We start from the raw sequence: 16,859 nt of genomic DNA on the forward strand, positions 1-16,859 counted from the left end.
GCCCGCGATGCCGATCAGAGGCGGCGGTCCGTCGGAGCGTGCCCGCCGGATGATCAGTCGTCGAAGTAGGCCTTGGCGACGGCGTAGGTGTCCTCGTAGAGGTGGTAGCGCGTGATCCGCCCGTCCCGGACCGTGGTGTGCAGGGCGAACGCGGTGTCGATGTCCCGGCCCGTCTTCTTGACCTCGGAGACCATGCGCCCGATGAGCACCACGTCGTCGCCCTCTGCGATGACCTGGCGGAGGTCGAACTCCTTCGGCTGCACATGGGTCCGCAGCAGCTCGAAGAACGTCCGCATGCCCTCGGCCGAGTCGACCTCCGGTACCCACGGAAGGCCCGGCGGGTGCGGAATCGAGAACGACACCGAGTCGGCGAACAGCGCCGCCGCCTCCGCAGTCTTCCCGTCGGCGAGGAGCGGGAACAAGCGTTGCACGGTCTGCGTCGGCGACTCTGCTGTCATGTGGCGATATTACAGACTGGTGCGGAATGTATCCGGCCGGCGGTCGACGTCGTGCACGAGGGCGCCGGGAGGCCGCCGGGTGGCGCGACGCGGTCGGCCGCGCGATCGCCCGCGATAAACCCGGCGACGTCGGCGATCACCCCCGGGATACTGGTCGCCCATGGATGAGGTCAAGGTCGTCGTCGCCCATTCCGAGCGCGCGACCCTGCGCGTCGGCGACGTGTTCCTGAAGGTGGACGCCGATCAGGCGCGCATCGACGTCGAGGCCGAGGCGATGGCCCTGGCGCCGGTCCCCACCCCGAAGGTCCTGTGGTGCAGGCCGCCCGTGCTCGCGATCGCCGCGGTCCCGGGGACGGAGCTCGGCCGCCTCGGCGAGCCGTCGACCGCGTCGCCGGCGGCGTGGGCCGCGGCGGGTGCCGCCATCCGGAAGTTGCACGACGCGCCGTTGCCGCCCCGGCCCGGACGGGCCGGCCGGGGCCTGGACGAGTTGGTGGCGGATCTCGACGGCGAGTGCGAGTGGCTCGTGACGAACGGCGTCCTGCCCGCCGGCCTGGTCACCCGCAACCGCCAGGTCGCCGAGGCCGCGTTCCGGCCGTGGACTCCGGTGTTCACGCACGGCGACCTGCAGATCGCTCACGTGTTCGTCGACGGTGACGAGATCACGGGCATCATCGACTGGTCCGAGGCCGGCCAGGGTGATGCCCTGTACGACCTCGCCACCTTCACGCTCGGACACGAGGAGCACCTCGGCGACGTCATCGCCGGCTACGGCACCGACGTCGACCTCGACGTGATCCGCGCGTGGTGGTCGTTGCGAAGCCTGCTGGGGGTTCGCTGGCTGATCGAGCACGGCTTCGACCCGTTCGCGCCGGGCTGTGAGGTCGACGTGCTGAGATCCCGGATGTGAGGCTGCACGAGCCCGACTGCTGCGAGTGTCCCCAGCCTGCCGCCGGGGAGCCGGGACGGGGCCCGGGGCCGGTTGACCCACGCGGACCGCTTCACGATGATGCCGGGCGACACCAAGTGCGCACCGGGGACGGGCGCTTGATCGGATGGGGGACATCGTGAGCTACGGCCAGCCGGGCCCGCCCATGGGGCAGCCGCCGCAGGGACAGCCGTACGGGCAGCCCTACGGACAGCCACAGCCGCAGCCGCCGTACGGGCAGGCGCCGCCCGGCTACCCGGCTCCGCCCGCCGCGCCGCCCGGGCCGCCGCCGGGGCAGGCGCCCGGGCCGCCGCCGGGGCAGGCGCCGTACGGCGGGTATCCCGGGCCGCCGCCGGCGCCGGGCCCGCGGCCTTCGAAGAAGGGGCCGCTCGTCGCGGTCGTCGCCGTGGTCGTCGCGCTCGCCGTCGTGGCGGCCGGGCTCTTCCTCTTCGTCCTCGGCGGCGACGACGGCGTCACCGACGACGGCAAGGACTACAGCCTCACCGCCCCCGAGGCGGTGCAGGGCATCAGCCTCAACCCCGAGCTCACGGAGCAGTTCCGCAGCGAGTGGGAGATCAGGGACGAGGAGGCCGCCATGCTGAACGCCCAGGTCGAGGGGCGCGTCACCGGGGTCTACACCACCGAGTTCCCGCTCGAGGAGGGGGACAATCCCGGCCACGCCAACTTCACGGGCCTGTACGGCACCGTGGAGGACCCGGAGGCGGCGGTGGACGCCTTCTTCGACGCCGGGGGAGGCCGCATCACCGAGGAGAACTACGCCGTGCTGGCAGGCGAGCGGACCGAGGTCAGCCCGTCGGGGCTGGACAACGCGGTCATGAAGTGCCAGATGTACCAGCCGCACGAGCCGCAGCCCTACGAGCCCGCCCAGTCGCCGCTGTGCGCGTGGGCGGACTACGACACGTTCGCGATCGTCCTCGTCACCAAGCACGAGGACGTGGAGGAGCCCCAGCCGCTGACCATCGAGCGAGCGGCCGAGTTCGCCGCCGCGCTGCGGGGCCTGGCCCTGAAGGAGGAGGGCCCGGAGTAACGCCGCCAGCCGGTGGCCGCCGCGCATCGTGGGCGGAGGGGATCTAGCGTCGTAGGTGGGGGGCGTTCACCTCGACTCGACTCCCTCGACCGAGGAGGTCCCCATGAGAACGATCAGCGAGATCAGCGACGGCGTCCTGCGCGACCTGCTCGCCGCGCCCGGGCCCGTGACCTCGGTGTACTTCGGCCTGGAGCCCCGCCCGCAGCAGGCGGAGGACGCGGAGCTGCGCTGGCACTCCCTCGCCCGGCACCTGGCCGGGCAGTCGGCGGGCATCGACACCATCGAGGCCCTGGGGGGCCGGGTGAGGGAGTCGCTGCCCGGCTCCGGCACGCTGGCCGCCTTCGCCGCCGAGGGCGAGGTGCTGTACGCCGCCGAGATGCCCGGGCCGCTCCACCCCGACCTCGCGGTCCACGGCCCGCTGCCGCACCTGCTGCCGCTCCTTCGGTGGCGCCAGGACCACCCGGCGCACGTGCTGGCCGTCGTCGACCGCACCGGGGCCGACCTGGAGGCGTACGCGCGCGGCTCCACCGCGCCGACCCGGCAGACCGTCCTGGGCCCGGACGACGAGATCGAACGCAACGCCCCCGGCGGCTGGTCGCAGGCGCGCTACCAGCACCGGGCCGAGGACTCCTGGGAGCACAACGCCGCGCGCGTGGCCGACGCGCTGGGCCACGCCGCCTCACGGGTCCGCGCGCGCCTGGTGCTGCTCGCCGGTGACGTGCGCGCCGTGCAGTACCTGACCAAGCACCTGCCCGAGGGCGTACGCCACCGGGTGGCCGTCCGCACGGTGAGCGGCGGTCGCAGCGCCGACGGGGCGGCCGGGGAACGCCGGGACCAGGTCGCGGCCGAGACGCACCGCGCGGCGAGCGAGGAGACCTGGGCGCTGCTGCGGCGCATGGCCGACGAGCGGGGGCCGGGCGGGCGCACCGTGGAGGGCGTGCGGCCCACGCTGGAGGCGCTGGCGCGCGGGCAGCTCGGCACGCTGGTGATCGTCCACGACCCGGCGGACCGGCGTACCGCCTTCTTCGGGCCCGATCCGACGGACGTCTCGGACCGGCGGCGGGTGCTGGGGCGGCGGGCCGCCGTCCTGACGCGCGCGCCGCTCGCCGACGTCGCCGTGCGGGCGGCCGTGCTCACCGGCGCCGAGGTGCGGGTTCTCGCGCCGGACCTGGCGCCGGAGACGGCGGCAGACCGCGCGCTGGAGACGGCCGCGCCCGAGGGCGTTCCGGCGCACGGCATCGGAGGGCTGTGCCGGTACACCTGAGGGCTGAGATTATTGACGGGTGCATGGCATACGTGCGGGTGACGGCGACGGTTCCGGTCCTGGTTCCTGTGGCTCCGCCGTGGGCGGCAGGGCGGAGCTGCTCGCGCGGGCCGGGGAACACCTGGAGCGCGGCGGCGGCCCGGCCGGGGTGCTGCTGACCGGCCCGGCCGGGATCGGGAAGTCGGCGCTGGTCGGGGCGCTGGCCGCCCAGGCCGGGGCGGCGGCGTCCGGGGAGACGACCGTGCTGCGCTGCCTGCCGACGTGGGCCGAGCGCGGGCTGCCGTTCCTGTCGCTGATCGACCTGCTGGACGGCGTGGGCCGCGAGGTGGTGACCGGGCTGCCGGGCGCGCAGCGCGACGCGCTGGAGAGCGCCCTGGCGGGCGGGCGGCGCGAGCCCGTCCCGGAGCGGGAGCGCGACGGGCTGGCGCTGCGGCTGGCGGTGCTGTCGGTGGTGCGGCGCCTGGCGGCGCGCGGCCCCGTGCTCATCGTCGCCGACGACCTGCAGTGGATGGACCCGCCCAGCGCGGAGCTGCTCGCCTTCGCCGCCCGCCGCGTCGCCGGGCTGCCGGTGCGGATGATCGCCGCCGCGCGCGTGGAGGGCGAGGGCGAGAGCGAGGGCGCCGGCGGCACGCGGCATCTACGCGTGTTACCAGCTCCCGCGCTGGAGCTGCCGGTGCCGCCGCTGGGCTACCCGCAGCTCGCGGAGGTGCTGGCCCGCCACGGGCAGCCGGACGTGCCGCGCGCCGCGCTGCGCGACATCCACCGCGTCAGCGGCGGCAATCCCTTCTACGCCCTGGAGCTGGCCCGTGCCCTGGCCGCGCAGCCCGTGCCGCCGCGTCCCGGCGACCCGCTGCCCGTGCCGGGAAGCCTGCGCGAGCTGGTGAGGGAGCGGCTCGCCGGGCTCTCGCCCCAGGCGCGGCACACGCTGCTGCTCGCCGGCGCCTCCGCCCGCCCCACGCTCGCGCTGCTGCGCGAGGCGGGCCGGACGCGGGCGGAGGAGGAGATAGCCGAGGCCACCCGGTCGGGCGTGCTCGCGCAGGACGGGGCGGCCGGAGCGGCCGGACCGAACGGACCGAACGGGCCGACCGGGCCCGACGGGCCGGACACCCCGGCCGGTCGCGCCGGCCGGGGCGGCGTCGTGCGGTTCAGCCACCCCCTCCTCTCCGCCACCCTCTACGCCGAGGCCACGCCCGCGCAGCGCCGCGCCGCCCACGCCGTCCTCGCGCGCGTCTCCGCCGACCCCATCGAGCGGGCCCGGCACCTGGCGCTCGCCACCCCCGGCGAGGACGCCCACCTCGCCCGCACCCTCCAGGGGGCGGCGGCAGCGGCGCGCGAGCGCGGGGCCCCCGCCGAGGCCGCCCGCCTCGGGCTGCTCGCCGCCGAGCGCACCCCCGAGGCGGAGCCCGGCGCGGCCGTCGCCCGCCGCCTCGACGCCGCCGAGGACGCGCTGACGGCGGGCGAGCCCGTCCTGGCCCGCTCCACCGCCCACGAGGTGCTGGCCGAGGCCGAACGCCCCGCCGACCGGGTCCGCGCCTGGATCGTCGTGATCGACTCCGCCGGGCAGGCCATGGCCGAGGTGGACCACGTCTTCCCCCGGGCGCTGGCCGACGCGGGCGATGACCCGCGCCTGCTCGCCCCCCTCCGCTACCAGTTCGCCTGGCGCGCCCTGCTGGTGACCGGCTCCTTCCCCGACGCCCGCGCCGAGGCGGCGCGCGCCGCCGAGCTGGCCGCGCGCGTCGCGGACCGGCGTACCGAGCTGCTGGCGCTGTCCCTCATGGCCCAGGCGGAGGTGCTGATGGGCCACCCCGACGCCGAGCGCACCCTCGCCCGCGCCCTCGCCGAGCCGCAGGATCCGCGCGTGGCCTGCGACCACAACGGCCCGGTCTACTTCCGCTTCCGCTCGCTGCTGATGAGCGACCGCCTGGAGGAGGCGCGGGCCGTGATCGGCGGTCTCGTCCGGGTGGCGGAGCGGCGCGGCGCCGTCGAGAGCCACGTGCTGTTCCTGCGCGGCCTCGCCGAGACGGAGCTGCGGGCGGGCCGCTGCGCGCTCGCGCTCGACGTCGCCCACTCCTGCCTGCGGCTGGCGACGGACGCCGGGGTCGGCGCGGTCGCCGGGCTCCAGCTCGCCGCCCTCGCGGAGGCCGCCGGGGGCAGCACGCGGCAGGCCGCGACGCTGGCGCAGCGCGCGGTGCACCTGTCCGAGGAGGAGGGCGACGCGGTGTACGCGGCGCGCGGGCTGGCCGCGCTGGGCCACGCGCGGCTGGTCGGCGGCGACGCGCGGGGCGCGGTGCCGGCCCTGCGGCGGGCGCGTGAGCTGGAGCGGGCGCAGGGAGTGACCGACCCGGCTCGGGGGCGTTGGCACGCGGACCTCGCCGAGGCGCTGGTGCGGTGGGGCGGCCGGGAGGCGGAGGGCGAGGCGCGGGAGGTGATCGACGAGGCGCGGGCGGCTGCGCGGCGGCTGGGGCGGGAGAGCGTGCTGGCCGCGCTCGACCGGGCCGAGGCGCTGCTGCGTGCGCCGGACGACGCGGCCGAGGCGGCCGAGCTGCTGCGGGCGGCGACCGCGCGGTTCACGGCGTTGGGGCTCCGCCTGGAGGAGGGGCGCACGCTGCTGGAGCTGGCCCGCGTCGAGCGGGCCCGGGGCAACGCCGCCTCCGCGCGGGCGGCGTTGGAGGCGGCGACCGGGCTCTTCCGCACGGCGCGCGCGAAGCCCTGGCTGGAGCTGGCGGCGGCCGGGCCGGGGCCCGGGCGGGACCGCGAACGCGGCGGGGCGATGGGCGCCCTCGCCGGGCTGGCGGCGATGGAACGCCGGGTGGCCGGGCTGGTGTCGGAGGGCGCGACCAACCGCGAGATCGCCGCCCGGCTGTGCGTGAGCGTGAAGACGGTGGAGGCCACCCTCACCCGCGTCTACCGCAAGCTGGGCATCCGCTCCCGCGTCGACGTGGTGCGGCTGACGGCCGAGGCCGAGGCCGAGGCGGAGGCCGAGGCGGAGGCGGCCCAACGCGCCTGAAAAGTGAGGGCCTTCAGAGGTTTAGGGGTTTCCCTCATTGGACGGGCCGACGGCCGCCCCTAGCGTGATTCGGCGCGCCGTGCAGCGTCGCCTGGGCACGTCGCAGCCCGTCCCCCCCATCCAGCCGAGGAGCAGCAGCATGAGCAGCATGTTCAGGCCGGCCCTTGCCCTGGCCGCTACGGCGATGGCCGTCGCCGGCGTGCTCACCGCCCCCACCGCCAGCGCCGACGAGCCGTCGACAAGGATCGTCGGCGGCACCCCCACGACCACCGACGCCTACCCGTTCATCACCCAGATAACGGACACCACCGGCTTCCAGTTCTGCGGCGGCACGCTGGTGGCGCCGACGAAGGTCGTCACCGCCGCCCACTGCGTGGAGGGCACCGCGCCCGGCGACATCCAGGTCGTCGGCGGCCGCACCTTCCTCAGCGGCTCCGACGGCACCGTGGCCGACGTGAGCGACATCTGGGTGAACCCCGGCTACGACAGCGGCACCATCACCGGTGACGTCGCCGTCATCACGCTCGCCGAGGAACTGCCGTACGAGCCGCTGCCGTACGTCGCCCCCACCGACACGGACGTGTACGCGGCGGGCGCCACCACCCGCATCCTCGGGTGGGGCACGACGAGCGAGGGCGGCCAGTCGTCCGACGAGCTCCTGACCGCCGAGGTCCCGACCGTCTCCGACGAGGAGTGCTCGAACGCGTACGGCAGCAGCTACGTCGCCTCGGACATGGTCTGCGCCGGCCTCCCCGAGGGCGGCGTGGACACCTGCCAGGGCGACAGCGGCGGCCCGCTGGTGATCGACGGCAAGCTGGCCGGGATCGTCTCCTGGGGCTCGGGCTGCGCCCAGGCGGGATTCCCCGGCGTCTACACGCGCCTGACGACGTTCTCGGACGACGTGACCGCACAGATCAACTCCTGATCAGCTCCTGATCAGCTCCTGATCAGCTCCTGATCAGCTCCTGAGCGTCAGCTCCTGAGCGAAACCCCACCCCCACCAAGGCGGCCCGGGCCAATGGCCCGGGCCGCCTTGGTGCTGCGGCGTGTTGCCTGCGCGTGTGCGGCGGGCCGAACAAACAAAAAGCGTCAGAAATCAAGTCGCAATGGGGAGCAACCTGTGGTCCACACTCGCGGGTGAGACTTCTCTTCGCTGGTCCTCCCCACTGGTCCTCCCCCACCGTCCGTCAGGATGGGACCGCCTCCGACCGTCACACCCCCAACAGCATCATCGAATTTCCGCCGTCGCCCGGTGGCATGGTCGCCTGTCCTGAAGGAGTGATCTCAGGAAGGTTTTCTCCAGGTGGTCATTTCACACTACGCAGATTCGATGGATTCGGCGGATTCCACCGCGACTTCTCGGCTCGCCGATTTACCTCCCGTTCACGGCCGCGTCCTGGCGGTCGGCGTGCCCGGGCCGCGGCGCGAGCGGCTGACGGGCACGCTGCTCGCCGCCGGTCACGAGGTGGTCCACGCCGCGCCCGGGGAGGTGACCGCGCGGGTCGCCCACGCCCAGCCCGACGCCGTCGTCCTCCTCGACGACGCGGGCGGCACCATCGCGGACCGGCTGGCGGTGATCCGCGAGGTCCGCGCCGCCCCCGACGGCCAGGTGCTGCCGCTGCTCGCCATCACCCCCGATCCGCGCCCGGCCGACGTCGCCGACATGCTGCGCGCGGGCGCGGACGACTGCCTCGCCGACGCCTCCGATCCGCTGGAGCTGTCCGCCCGCATCGAGGCGAGGCTGCGGCGGCTGCCCGTCCCCGTCGAGAGGCTGCCGCTCGACCCGCGCACCGGCCTGTACTCGGGCGCGCACTTCACCGACGAGCTGAAGAGGGAGCTGCGCCGCCCGGGTCGCCCTCGCCCCAAGGGTGTCATGGCCATGATCGCCATCGCGGAGCTGTCCGCCCTGGAGTCCCGCCTCGGCCACCGCGTACGCCGCGAGGTCGCCGAGCGCGTGGCCGGCGTCGTGCGGCGCCTCTGCGATGACGCCGCCTCCGAACGCCTCGGCTGGGACGGCGGCGACGGCCACCTGCTGATGCTGCTGCCCGGCATCGACGAGGAGGAGGCCGAGCGGCGGCTGGCGGCGTTCGCCCACGCCGTGGCCGGGACCCGCTTCACGGTGGCGGGCGAGAACGTGCGCCTCACCCCCGCCATCGGCTGGACCCCGCTGGCCGCATGCGCCGACGCCGGGCAGGCCGTCGAGCGCGCCCGCGACGCGGTGACCGAGTCGCTGCGCCACGGCGACCTGCGCCCGGTCCGGTACGCCCGCTGGATGCACCCCGCCGCCGCCCGCGGACGCCACCGCCACCGCCGCGGCGGGGCCGCGCGCCGCCGCGGCTGGTGGCCCTCGGCCCTGGCCTCCGCGCTCGTCCCGCTGCTGGGCGTCGGCGCGCCGTTCCTCCTCTACCAGCAGGCCCACGCGCTGCTGGGCTGGGACCTCGGCTCCGCCATGTACTGGGTGGTGGTGGCCGGCCTGGTCTTCTCCTCCGTGCTGATCGTGCTGGAGTGCCTCTTCTCCCTCGACGCCCCCGCGCGCCCCGACCGGCCCGGCCAGCCCTACCCGCCCGCCACCGCCATCATCGCCGCGCACCTGAAGAACGAGGCCGCGACGATCGTCGACACCGTCGAGTCGTTCCTGAAGCTGGACTACCCGGCCGAGCTGGAGATCGTCCTCGCCTACAACACCCCGCACCCCCTCCCCGTCGAGGAGATGCTCCGCGACATCGCGCGCCGCGACCCGCGCCTGGTCCTGCTCCCCGTGCCCGGCAGCACCTCCAAGGCGCAGAACATCAACGCCGCGATCACGCGCGTGCGCGGCGAGATGGTCGGCGTCTTCGACGCGGACCACCATCCGGCGCCGGACTCCTTCCAGCGTGCCTGGCACTGGCTGTCAGGCGGCTACGACGTCGTCCAGGGTCACTGCCTGGTCCGCAACGGCGACGCCTCCTGGGTCGCGCGGATGGTCGCCGTCGAGTTCGAGGCGATCTACGCCGTCAGCCACCCCGGCCGCACCCGGATGTACGGCTTCGGCGTCTTCGGCGGCTCGAACGGCTACTGGCGCACCGACGTGCTCGCCCGGATCCGGATGCACGGCTCGATGCTCACCGAGGACATCGACGCCACCATGCGCGGGCTGACGGCGGGCGCCCGCTTCACCGTGGACCGGACCCTCATCTCGCGCGAGCTGGCGCCCACCATGCTCGCGCCGCTGTGGCGGCAGCGCTCGCGCTGGGCGCAGGGCTGGCTCCAGGTCTCGCTCAAGCACCTGTGGCGCGGCCTGCGCTCGCCGGACCTCTCGCCACGCCAGAAGGCGGGGCTCGCGGTGCTGCTGGGCTGGCGCGAGGTGCAGCCGTGGCTGACGCTCCAGATCCTGCCCGTCCTGCTCTACTCGGCGTGGGGCGCGGGCGGCGTGACGCAGCTGGACTGGGCCGTGCCGATCTGCCTGCTGGCCCTGGCGTTCACGCTCTTCGCGGGGCTGGTGCAGGGGGCGTTCGCCTGGCGGCTGGCCGCGCCCGAGATGCGGCGGCGCAGGCGGTGGTTCTGGCGCTACCTGCTGACCTCGACGCTCTTCTACACCCACTTCAAGAACCTGGTGGCCCGGCACGCGCACCTGAAGGAGGCACTGGGCCAGCGGCAGTGGCACGTCACGCCCCGCACCGGGGGTTCGCGGTGAGCGCCGCCGCCGCCCGCAGCGGGGTCCGCGAGCTCCAGGGCTTCCGGGGCATCGCGGCGCTGAGCACCGTCGTCTTCCACGTCTGGCAGCAGTACTGGACCTACGACGCCGCCGGCGGCCACCCGCCCGTCACCAACCCCTACCTCGCGGCCGGGCTCTCCTTCGAGGTGATCGACCTCTTCTTCGTGATGTCCGCGTACCTGCTGACGCTCTCCTACGCCCGCGCCGCGATCGACGGCGGCTCGATCCGCACGGCCCGCGACTTCCTCTTCCGCCGGGCCATCCGCATCCTGCCGCTGTACGTCATCGCGGTGCTCGTGGTGTGGGCCGGCCGCAACCCGACGCTGCCCGGCGACTGGCGGGACCTGGTGGAGCACCTCACCTTCACCCACGTCTTCGACAGCAAGCGGATCTTCTACACCCTCGGCCCGGTCTGGTCGCTGTCGCTCGAGGTGGCGTTCTACCTCCTCCTCGTCACGCTGGGCCCGCTCGGCGTGCGGGCGTGCCGCGCCCTCGCCACCCGGCGCGCGCGGGTGGCGGCGTGCGCGGGCGCGTGCGCGCTGCTGTACGCCGTGCCCGTGGCGTGGATCGCCGTCGCCCACTACGGCTTCGGGGTGCCCCACACCGACTGGCCCGTGTACTTCGGCCCGCAGGCCCGCTTCGGCGGCTTCGCCGTCGGGATGGGGCTGGCGGTGCTGATGGTCGCCCTCGGCCGCGAGGGGAGGCTGCGCCCCTCGCAGGCGATGTCGCTCCAGGCCGTGTCGGTGGTGGCCCTCTACCTGCTGTCCCTGGCCGCCGACCCGGAGAACGCGGCGTTCACCTTCTACCACCCGGTCGCCAGCGCGCTGTGGGGCGTGCTGCTGTACGCCACGCTCCACGTGCGGGGCGGCGCGGAGCGGGTGCCGTGGAACGCCGTGCTGCGCGTCGGCTGGCTCAACTACGTGGGCCTGGTGAGCTACAGCCTCTTCATCTGGCACGAGCCGATCATGCTCCAGCTCTACAACGCCGGGCTGCTGCCCGACGACGGACCGGCGGGCTTCCCCTGGGCCGTGCCGATCGTGCTGGCGGTGACGGTGCCCGCGGCGGTGCTGAGCTACTGGGTCATCGAGTACCCGGCCGCCCTGCTCGGCCGCCTGAAGGACCCGGCGGGCAGGCCGCGCGAGTTCTACCCGGAGCCGGCGCGGGGGGTCAGCCCGTGACGCGACAGCGCCGCGCAGCACCGCCGCGTGGCACCCCTACGTGGCGCCGCTGCGTAACGGTTCACTAACTCCTCGTTCTCCATGGCTCGTTGGGCGGCGACGGCGTCGCTACTGTGGGTCCGCTCACGGATGCGGAACGGGGGCGGCGTGGCGGACGCGGCCAAAGCGGCCGAACAGGCCGAGGGGATCGAGGGGTCGAGCGCGCCCGGCACGCCGCCCGTGGTGCACCGGCTACGGGCGCGGCACGACGGCGACGGGCGCCGCGCAGTGGTGGAGCAGCGCGTGGACCACGGCCCTCGTGCCGCGTCCGGCGACGACCAGCGCGGCCCGGCCGGAGGCGTCGAGCAGCGCCTTCGCGGCGTTGCCCTGGAGGAGGGTGAGGCCGACCCGCACGTCGGGGTGGCGGGAGCGCCAGGGGCGCAGCGCGTCGGCGAGCGTCGGCGGCGGCGGGCCGCCCCGCCAGGCGTGGACCACGCGGAGGGCCAGCCGCTGCCGCCTCGCCGCGCCGAAGGCGAAGTCCAGCACCTCGGCGTCCGGCTCCCGGAGGCGTTTGAGCCCCACGACCACCTCCCGCTCCTCCTCCCCTCCCTCCGCGAATTCCCGCGTCCGCACGACGACGACGGGGCACGCGGCGCGCGCGACGACCGGCGCGCTGACCGAGCCGAGCAGGAAGCCGGCGAGCGTCCCGAGGCCCCGCGAGCCCAGCACGATCAGCTCGGCCTGGCCGGAGGCGTCCAGCAGCGCGGCGGCGGGGGCGCCGAACGCCACCACGCCCTGGACCGCCAGCTCGCGGTGGCGGTCCAGCAGATCGTCGCGGGTCCGCGTCAGCAGCCGCTCCGCCGAACGGCTCAGCTCCCCGGCCTCGCCGGCGTCCCCGGCCCCGCCGGTGTCCTCGGGCACCGCGCTGACCAGCCGCAGCGGGGCGGTGCGGCGCACCGCCTCGGCCGCGGCCCACTCCGCCGCCGCCGCTGCCTCGGCCGAGCGGTCGACGCCCGCGACGACGGGGCGCGTCATGCCGCCGCCGCCGTCCGCACGAGGGAGCGCTCCTCGGCCGGTCCGGCGGCCAGCACCACCTTCAGCGCTCCCGTCTCGGCGGGCGCGGCGACGACGCGGTACGCCGTCGCCACCTCCTCCAGCGGAAAGTCGTGCGTGACCAGCGCGGACGGCGAGAGCCGCCCGGCGGCCAGCAGGGAGAGCAGGGTGGGGGTGGTGCGGGTGTCCACCAGGCCGGTGGTGATCGTGACGTTCTTCGACCACAGCTCCTGGAGGGGGAGCGTCGCGGGGGCGTTGTGAACGCCGGTGTTCGCCAGCCGCCCGCCCGGCCCCACCAGGCGCGTGCACAGCTCGAACGTCTCCGGCCGCCCGGCCGCCTCGATGACCACCTCCGCGCCCGCCCCGCCGGTGAGGTCCCCGACCAGGGCCTCGGGCTGCTCGCCCGGGTCGCCGATGATGTCGGCGCCGAGCGCGCGTGCCACCTCCAGGCGGTCGGCGGCCGGGTCGAGGACGACGATCCGGCGGGGCGAGAAGAGCCGGGCCGTGGCGACCGCGGCGAGCCCGACCGGCCCGGCGCCGACGACCACCACCGTGTCGCCGGGGGTGACGCGGCCGCCCAGGACCCCCACCTCGTACGCCGTGGGCAGCACGTCGGCCAGCAGCACGGCGTCCGCGTCGGCCAGCGCCTCTCCGCCCCCGGGCAGGCGGTGGGTGGAGGTGTCGGCGAAGGGCACGCGCACGTACTCGGCCTGCGTGCCGTTGATGAGGCGGCCAAGGAGCCAGCCGCCCCCGCCGGCGCACTGGCCGTACGCGCCGCGCCGGCAGTAGCGGCAGCGCCCGCACGCCGAGACGCACGACACCACGACGCGGTCACCGGGCCGCACCGCCCGCACCTCGGGTCCGGCCTCGACGACGCTGCCGACGGCCTCGTGTCCGAGGACCGTGCCCGGCGCGACCTTCGGCAGGTCGCCGCGCAGGATGCGCAGGTCCGTCCCGCAGATGGTCGTGGCGTCGACGCGCACGATGGCGTCGCCCGGCTCCAGCAGGCGGGGATCGGCGACGTCCTCCCACACCGGCTGGCCAGGCCCGTAGAAGACCAGCGCCTTCATGTTTTCCTGTCTAGACCGCCGCGCGCGGCCCTGCCAGCCGGGACCGGCCAGCCGAATGGCCCTCGGCCCCGAGGGGTGCGACGGTGGGGAGTGTGGGGACGACAGGCGTGACGGGCGCGAGGGGCGTGACAGGCCCGAGGGGCGCGACGGAGACGACGACCACGGACCTCTACGAGGTCACGATGGCCCTGTCCTACCTGCACGAGGGCATGACGGGACCCGCCACCTTCAGCCTCTTCGTCCGCGGCCTGCCGCCCGGGCGCGGCTTCCTCGTGGCGGCCGGGCTCGAACCCGCGCTCGACTACCTGGAGCGGTTCCGGGTGCGCGAGGAGGACGCCGAGGCGTTCGCCGCCGCCCTCGGCCGCCCCGTCGGCGACCTCGCCCCGCTGCGTGGCATGGCGTTCACCGGTGACGTGCGGGCGGTGCCTGAGGGCCGCATCGTGCTGGCGGGCGAGCCGCTGCTGGAGGTGACCGCCCCCCTGCCGCAGGCCCAGCTCGTCGAGACCTTCCTCCTCAACCAGCTCAGCCACCAGACCGCCGTGGCCTCCAAGGCGGCGCGCTGCGTGCTGGCCGCCGACGGCCGCCCGGTCGTCGACTTCTCGCTGCGCCGCACGCACGGCCCGCAGGCCGGGCTGCACGCCGCGCGCCTGGGCGGCATGGTCGGCTTCGCCGCCACCAGCAACGTCGCCGCGGCGTCGGCGTACGGCCTGACCGCGACCGGCACGATGGCGCACTCCTACATCGAGGCGTTCGCCGACGAGGAGACCGCCTTCCGGGCGTTCGCCCGCGCCCACCCCGGCCCGGTCACCTTCCTCGTCGACACCTACGACACCGAGGCGGGCACGGCGACGGCCGCCCGCGTGCTGCGTGAGCTCGGCCGGGACCCGGGGGGCTGCGGCATCCGGATCGACAGCGGCGACCTGGGCACGCTGGCCCGGCGCGCGCGGCGGATCCTGGACGACGCCGGGCTCCCGGGCGTGCGGATCGTCGCCAGCGGCGGGCTCGACGAGTACGCCGTCGAGGAGCTGGTGCGCTCCGGCGCGCCGGTCGACGTCTTCGCCGTCGGCACGCGCGTCGGCGTCGCGGCGGACGCGCCGTTCCTGGACTCGGCGTACAAGCTCGTGGCGTACGAGGGCAGGCCGGTGATGAAGCTGTCCTCGGCGAAGGTGACCGCACCGGGTGGCAAGCAGGTGTGGCGGCGGCCGGGGTACGCCGACGTGCTGGGCCTGCGCGGCGAGGACCCGCCGGGGGACGGCGAGCCGCTGCTGCGCACGGTGATGGCCGGGGGCCGCCGCACCGGGCCGCCGGACACCCTCGCCCGGGCCCGGCGCCGCTTCGCCGGCGACCTGGACGCCCTCCCGCCCTCCGCCCGGCGCGTGCGCGACCCCGAGGCGCCGCACGCGACCGCCAGCGCCCGGCTGACCGCCCTGGCCGGAGAGCTGCGGCACCGCATCGAGCGCGAGCTCACGTCGGAGCGCTTAGGAGGTCCGCGCACTGCTCGCCGGTGGCCTGCCGCGCGGCGAGTGCGGCGGCGACCGGCTCGATGGCGCTGCGCAGCACCGTCAGCGAGCGGAGCTGGCGGGGGCGGTCGCTGCCCGCCATGCGCCAGCGGATGACCTGCGGGTCGAAGACGTCCCACCCTTCCCGCCGGGACGCCACCAGGCGCATCGACTCCAGCACCCGCACCGCCAGACCCCTAAAACCTGTCGTACGTTAATGCGTCGGTCCAGGGATCCAGACCAGGAACAAGACCCAGGAACAGGGACAAGGAGACAACGCCGTGCAACAGCCCCCCGTCGTGGTCATCATGGGCGTGTCCGGATCGGGCAAGACCACCGTCGGCACCCGGCTCGCCGAGCTGCTCGGCGTTCCCTACGCCGACGCCGACGACTTCCATCCTCCGGCGAACATCGCCAAGATGTCCGCCGGCAAGCCGCTCGACGACGCCGACCGCGCGCCCTGGCTCGACGCCATAGGAGCCTGGGCCCACGAGCGCGCCGGGACCGGCGGCGGCGGCGTGGTGAGCTGCTCGGCGCTGAAGCGGGCGTACCGGGACCGGCTGCGGGCGGCGGCCCCCGGGCTGGTCTTCGTCCACCTCAGCGGCTCCCGGGAGCTGATCGCCGGCCGGATGGCCGCCCGCAAGGACCACTTCATGCCCCTGGCCCTGCTCGACTCGCAGCTCGCCGCGCTCCAGCCGCTCGCCGAGGACGAGCGCGGCGCCGTGGTCGACATCGACGCGCCGTCCGAGGAGGTCGCCGGCCGGGCCGCCGACGCCGTACGCCGGCTGGCCGACGGCTGAGCCCGGGGGCACCGTGGAGGCATGCCCCTGCTCGTCGGCACGTCGGGATGGCAGTACGCGGACTGGCGCGGCGTTCTCTACCCGCCTGACCAGCCGCAGCGGCTGTGGCTGGAGGACTACGCCCGGCGCTTCGCCACCGTGGAGAACAACAACGCCTTCTACCGGCTGCCCACGGCCGAGGTCTTCGCCTCCTGGCGGGAGCGGACGCCGCCGGGCTTCGTCATGGCGGTCAAGGCGAGCCGCTTCCTCACGCACATCAAGCGGCTGCGCGACCCGGCCGAGCCCGTGGCCCGCCTGATGGACCGGGCGGCGGGCCTGGGCGAACGCATGGGGCCCGTGCTCCTCCAACTCCCCGCCACCTTCCACGCGGACGCCGACACCATCGCCCGCCTGGACGCCTGCCTGCGCCGCTTCCCCCGCGCGGTCCGCGTCGCCGTCGAGCTCCGCCACCCCTCGTGGTGGGAGGCGGAGCGCGAGCTGCGGGCCGCGCTGGAGCGGAGCGGGGCCGCGCTGTGCTGGGCCGACCGGTGGTCCCGCCCGGTCACGCCGCTGTGGCGCACCGCGCCCTGGGGCTACGTCCGCCTCCACGGCGGCGCGGCCCAGCCGCCTCCGCGCTACGGCTGCCAGGCGCTGGCCTCCTGGGCGCGGCGCGTGGCGGACGCCTGGGGCGACGAGGACGACGTGTACGTGTACCTCAACAACGACACGGGCGGCGCCGCCGTCGCCGACGCGACCCGGTTCGCCCGCGCGGCGGCGGCGTTGGGGCGCACCGTGAGCCGCACGCCCTAGGCGGTCGAAAGGCCCGCCGATCAACATCCGCGACATCCGAGGTCAAGAAAGCACAACTTCGTGCAACGCCTGACGCCTCTCCAGCGTCTAGGAGT

General features: G+C 75.4%; 12 protein-coding genes and 2 pseudogenes. 10 read left to right on the top strand and 4 right to left on the bottom strand.

Features of this window, described 5'->3' with window-relative positions; genetic code table 11:
* Positions 1 to 53 precede the first annotated feature (53 nt).
* Complete coding sequence (locus ACTWQH_RS02590) at positions 54 to 458, bottom strand: nuclear transport factor 2 family protein (RefSeq protein ID WP_443284612.1); 405 nt, start codon at positions 456 to 458, stop codon at positions 54 to 56.
* Positions 459 to 618: 160 nt separating this feature from the next.
* On the opposite strand from ACTWQH_RS02590, the gene ACTWQH_RS02595 reads away from it, so the two are divergent.
* The 7 genes from ACTWQH_RS02595 to ACTWQH_RS02625 all read left to right on the top strand — a co-directional run bounded on the left by ACTWQH_RS02595 (position 619) and on the right by ACTWQH_RS02625 (position 11,574).
* Positions 619 to 1,365, top strand: coding sequence for a phosphotransferase family protein (locus tag ACTWQH_RS02595; RefSeq protein ID WP_443284613.1), 747 nt, complete (start codon positions 619 to 621; stop codon positions 1,363 to 1,365).
* A 145-nt stretch (positions 1,366 to 1,510) separates the two neighbouring features.
* Complete coding sequence (locus ACTWQH_RS02600; protein ID WP_443284614.1) at positions 1,511 to 2,431, top strand: hypothetical protein; 921 nt, start codon at positions 1,511 to 1,513, stop codon at positions 2,429 to 2,431.
* A gap of 103 nt (positions 2,432 to 2,534) precedes the next feature.
* A complete protein-coding gene (locus tag ACTWQH_RS02605) occupies positions 2,535 to 3,695 on the top strand; it encodes a baeRF2 domain-containing protein (RefSeq protein ID WP_443284615.1) in 1,161 nt (386 codons plus the stop codon).
* Positions 3,696 to 3,774: 79 nt separating this feature from the next.
* A complete protein-coding gene (locus ACTWQH_RS02610) occupies positions 3,775 to 6,702 on the top strand; it encodes a helix-turn-helix transcriptional regulator (protein ID WP_443284616.1) in 2,928 nt (975 codons plus the stop codon).
* 139 nt (positions 6,703 to 6,841) lie between these two features.
* Positions 6,842 to 7,627 carry a S1 family peptidase gene (locus ACTWQH_RS02615; RefSeq protein WP_443284617.1) on the top strand — a complete coding sequence of 262 codons (786 nt, stop codon included), beginning with the start codon at positions 6,842 to 6,844 and terminating at the stop codon, positions 7,625 to 7,627.
* A gap of 405 nt (positions 7,628 to 8,032) precedes the next feature.
* The gene (locus tag ACTWQH_RS02620; RefSeq protein ID WP_443284618.1) at positions 8,033 to 10,375 is read left to right on the top strand and encodes a glycosyltransferase; all 2,343 of its coding nucleotides are present in this window, start codon (positions 8,033 to 8,035) and stop codon (positions 10,373 to 10,375) included.
* Positions 10,372 to 11,574 carry an acyltransferase family protein gene (locus ACTWQH_RS02625; protein WP_443284619.1) on the top strand — a complete coding sequence of 401 codons (1,203 nt, stop codon included), beginning with the start codon at positions 10,372 to 10,374 and terminating at the stop codon, positions 11,572 to 11,574. Before ACTWQH_RS02620 ends, ACTWQH_RS02625 begins: the two co-directional genes overlap by 4 nt.
* Before the next feature lie 231 nt (positions 11,575 to 11,805).
* Here the strand turns inward: ACTWQH_RS02625 and ACTWQH_RS02630 are convergent, their stop codons facing one another.
* A complete protein-coding gene (locus tag ACTWQH_RS02630) occupies positions 11,806 to 12,588 on the bottom strand; it encodes a universal stress protein (protein WP_443284620.1) in 783 nt (260 codons plus the stop codon).
* Positions 12,585 to 13,676, bottom strand: a complete 1,092-nt coding sequence (locus ACTWQH_RS02635) for an alcohol dehydrogenase catalytic domain-containing protein (protein ID WP_443284621.1) — start codon at positions 13,674 to 13,676, stop codon at positions 12,585 to 12,587. The genes ACTWQH_RS02630 and ACTWQH_RS02635 overlap by 4 nt, the downstream gene beginning before the upstream one ends.
* Before the next feature lie 125 nt (positions 13,677 to 13,801).
* On the opposite strand from ACTWQH_RS02635, the pseudogene ACTWQH_RS02640 reads away from it, so the two are divergent.
* Positions 13,802 to 15,148: pseudogene (locus ACTWQH_RS02640) on the top strand (nicotinate phosphoribosyltransferase); the annotation flags it as partial.
* Positions 15,149 to 15,158: 10 nt separating this feature from the next.
* On the opposite strand, the pseudogene ACTWQH_RS02645 reads toward ACTWQH_RS02640, so the two are convergent.
* A pseudogene (locus tag ACTWQH_RS02645) lies at positions 15,159 to 15,362 on the bottom strand (GntR family transcriptional regulator); the annotation flags it as partial.
* Positions 15,363 to 15,456: 94 nt separating this feature from the next.
* On the opposite strand from ACTWQH_RS02645, the gene ACTWQH_RS02650 reads away from it, so the two are divergent.
* Both ACTWQH_RS02650 and ACTWQH_RS02655 read left to right on the top strand, forming a co-directional pair.
* Positions 15,457 to 15,975 (top strand): gluconokinase, encoded by a 519-nt coding sequence (locus tag ACTWQH_RS02650; RefSeq protein ID WP_443284622.1) that lies wholly within the window; start codon positions 15,457 to 15,459, stop codon positions 15,973 to 15,975.
* Positions 15,976 to 15,996: 21 nt separating this feature from the next.
* Positions 15,997 to 16,764 (top strand): DUF72 domain-containing protein, encoded by a 768-nt coding sequence (locus ACTWQH_RS02655; RefSeq protein ID WP_443284623.1) that lies wholly within the window; start codon positions 15,997 to 15,999, stop codon positions 16,762 to 16,764.
* The last annotated feature ends 95 nt before the right edge of the window (positions 16,765 to 16,859 follow it).

This window comes from Streptomyces sp. 6N223 (genome assembly GCF_052246635.1).
Classification (GTDB): Bacteria; Actinomycetota; Actinomycetes; order Streptomycetales; family Streptomycetaceae; genus Streptomyces.

What these genes read in the sequence shown, in the direction of transcription:
- ACTWQH_RS02590 (WP_443284612.1), bottom strand. Translation starts at nt 458, where the DNA reads ATGACAGCAGAGTCGCCGACGCAGACCGTGCAACGCTTGTTCCCGCTC.
- ACTWQH_RS02595 (WP_443284613.1), top strand. Translation starts at nt 619, where the DNA reads ATGGATGAGGTCAAGGTCGTCGTCGCCCATTCCGAGCGCGCGACCCTG.
- ACTWQH_RS02600 (WP_443284614.1), top strand. Translation starts at nt 1,511, where the DNA reads ATGGGGGACATCGTGAGCTACGGCCAGCCGGGCCCGCCCATGGGGCAG.
- ACTWQH_RS02605 (WP_443284615.1), top strand. Translation starts at nt 2,535, where the DNA reads ATGAGAACGATCAGCGAGATCAGCGACGGCGTCCTGCGCGACCTGCTC.
- ACTWQH_RS02615 (WP_443284617.1), top strand. Translation starts at nt 6,842, where the DNA reads ATGAGCAGCATGTTCAGGCCGGCCCTTGCCCTGGCCGCTACGGCGATG.
- ACTWQH_RS02620 (WP_443284618.1), top strand. Translation starts at nt 8,033, where the DNA reads ATGGATTCGGCGGATTCCACCGCGACTTCTCGGCTCGCCGATTTACCT.
- ACTWQH_RS02630 (WP_443284620.1), bottom strand. Translation starts at nt 12,588, where the DNA reads ATGACGCGCCCCGTCGTCGCGGGCGTCGACCGCTCGGCCGAGGCAGCG.
- ACTWQH_RS02635 (WP_443284621.1), bottom strand. Translation starts at nt 13,676, where the DNA reads ATGAAGGCGCTGGTCTTCTACGGGCCTGGCCAGCCGGTGTGGGAGGAC.
- ACTWQH_RS02655 (WP_443284623.1), top strand. Translation starts at nt 15,997, where the DNA reads ATGCCCCTGCTCGTCGGCACGTCGGGATGGCAGTACGCGGACTGGCGC.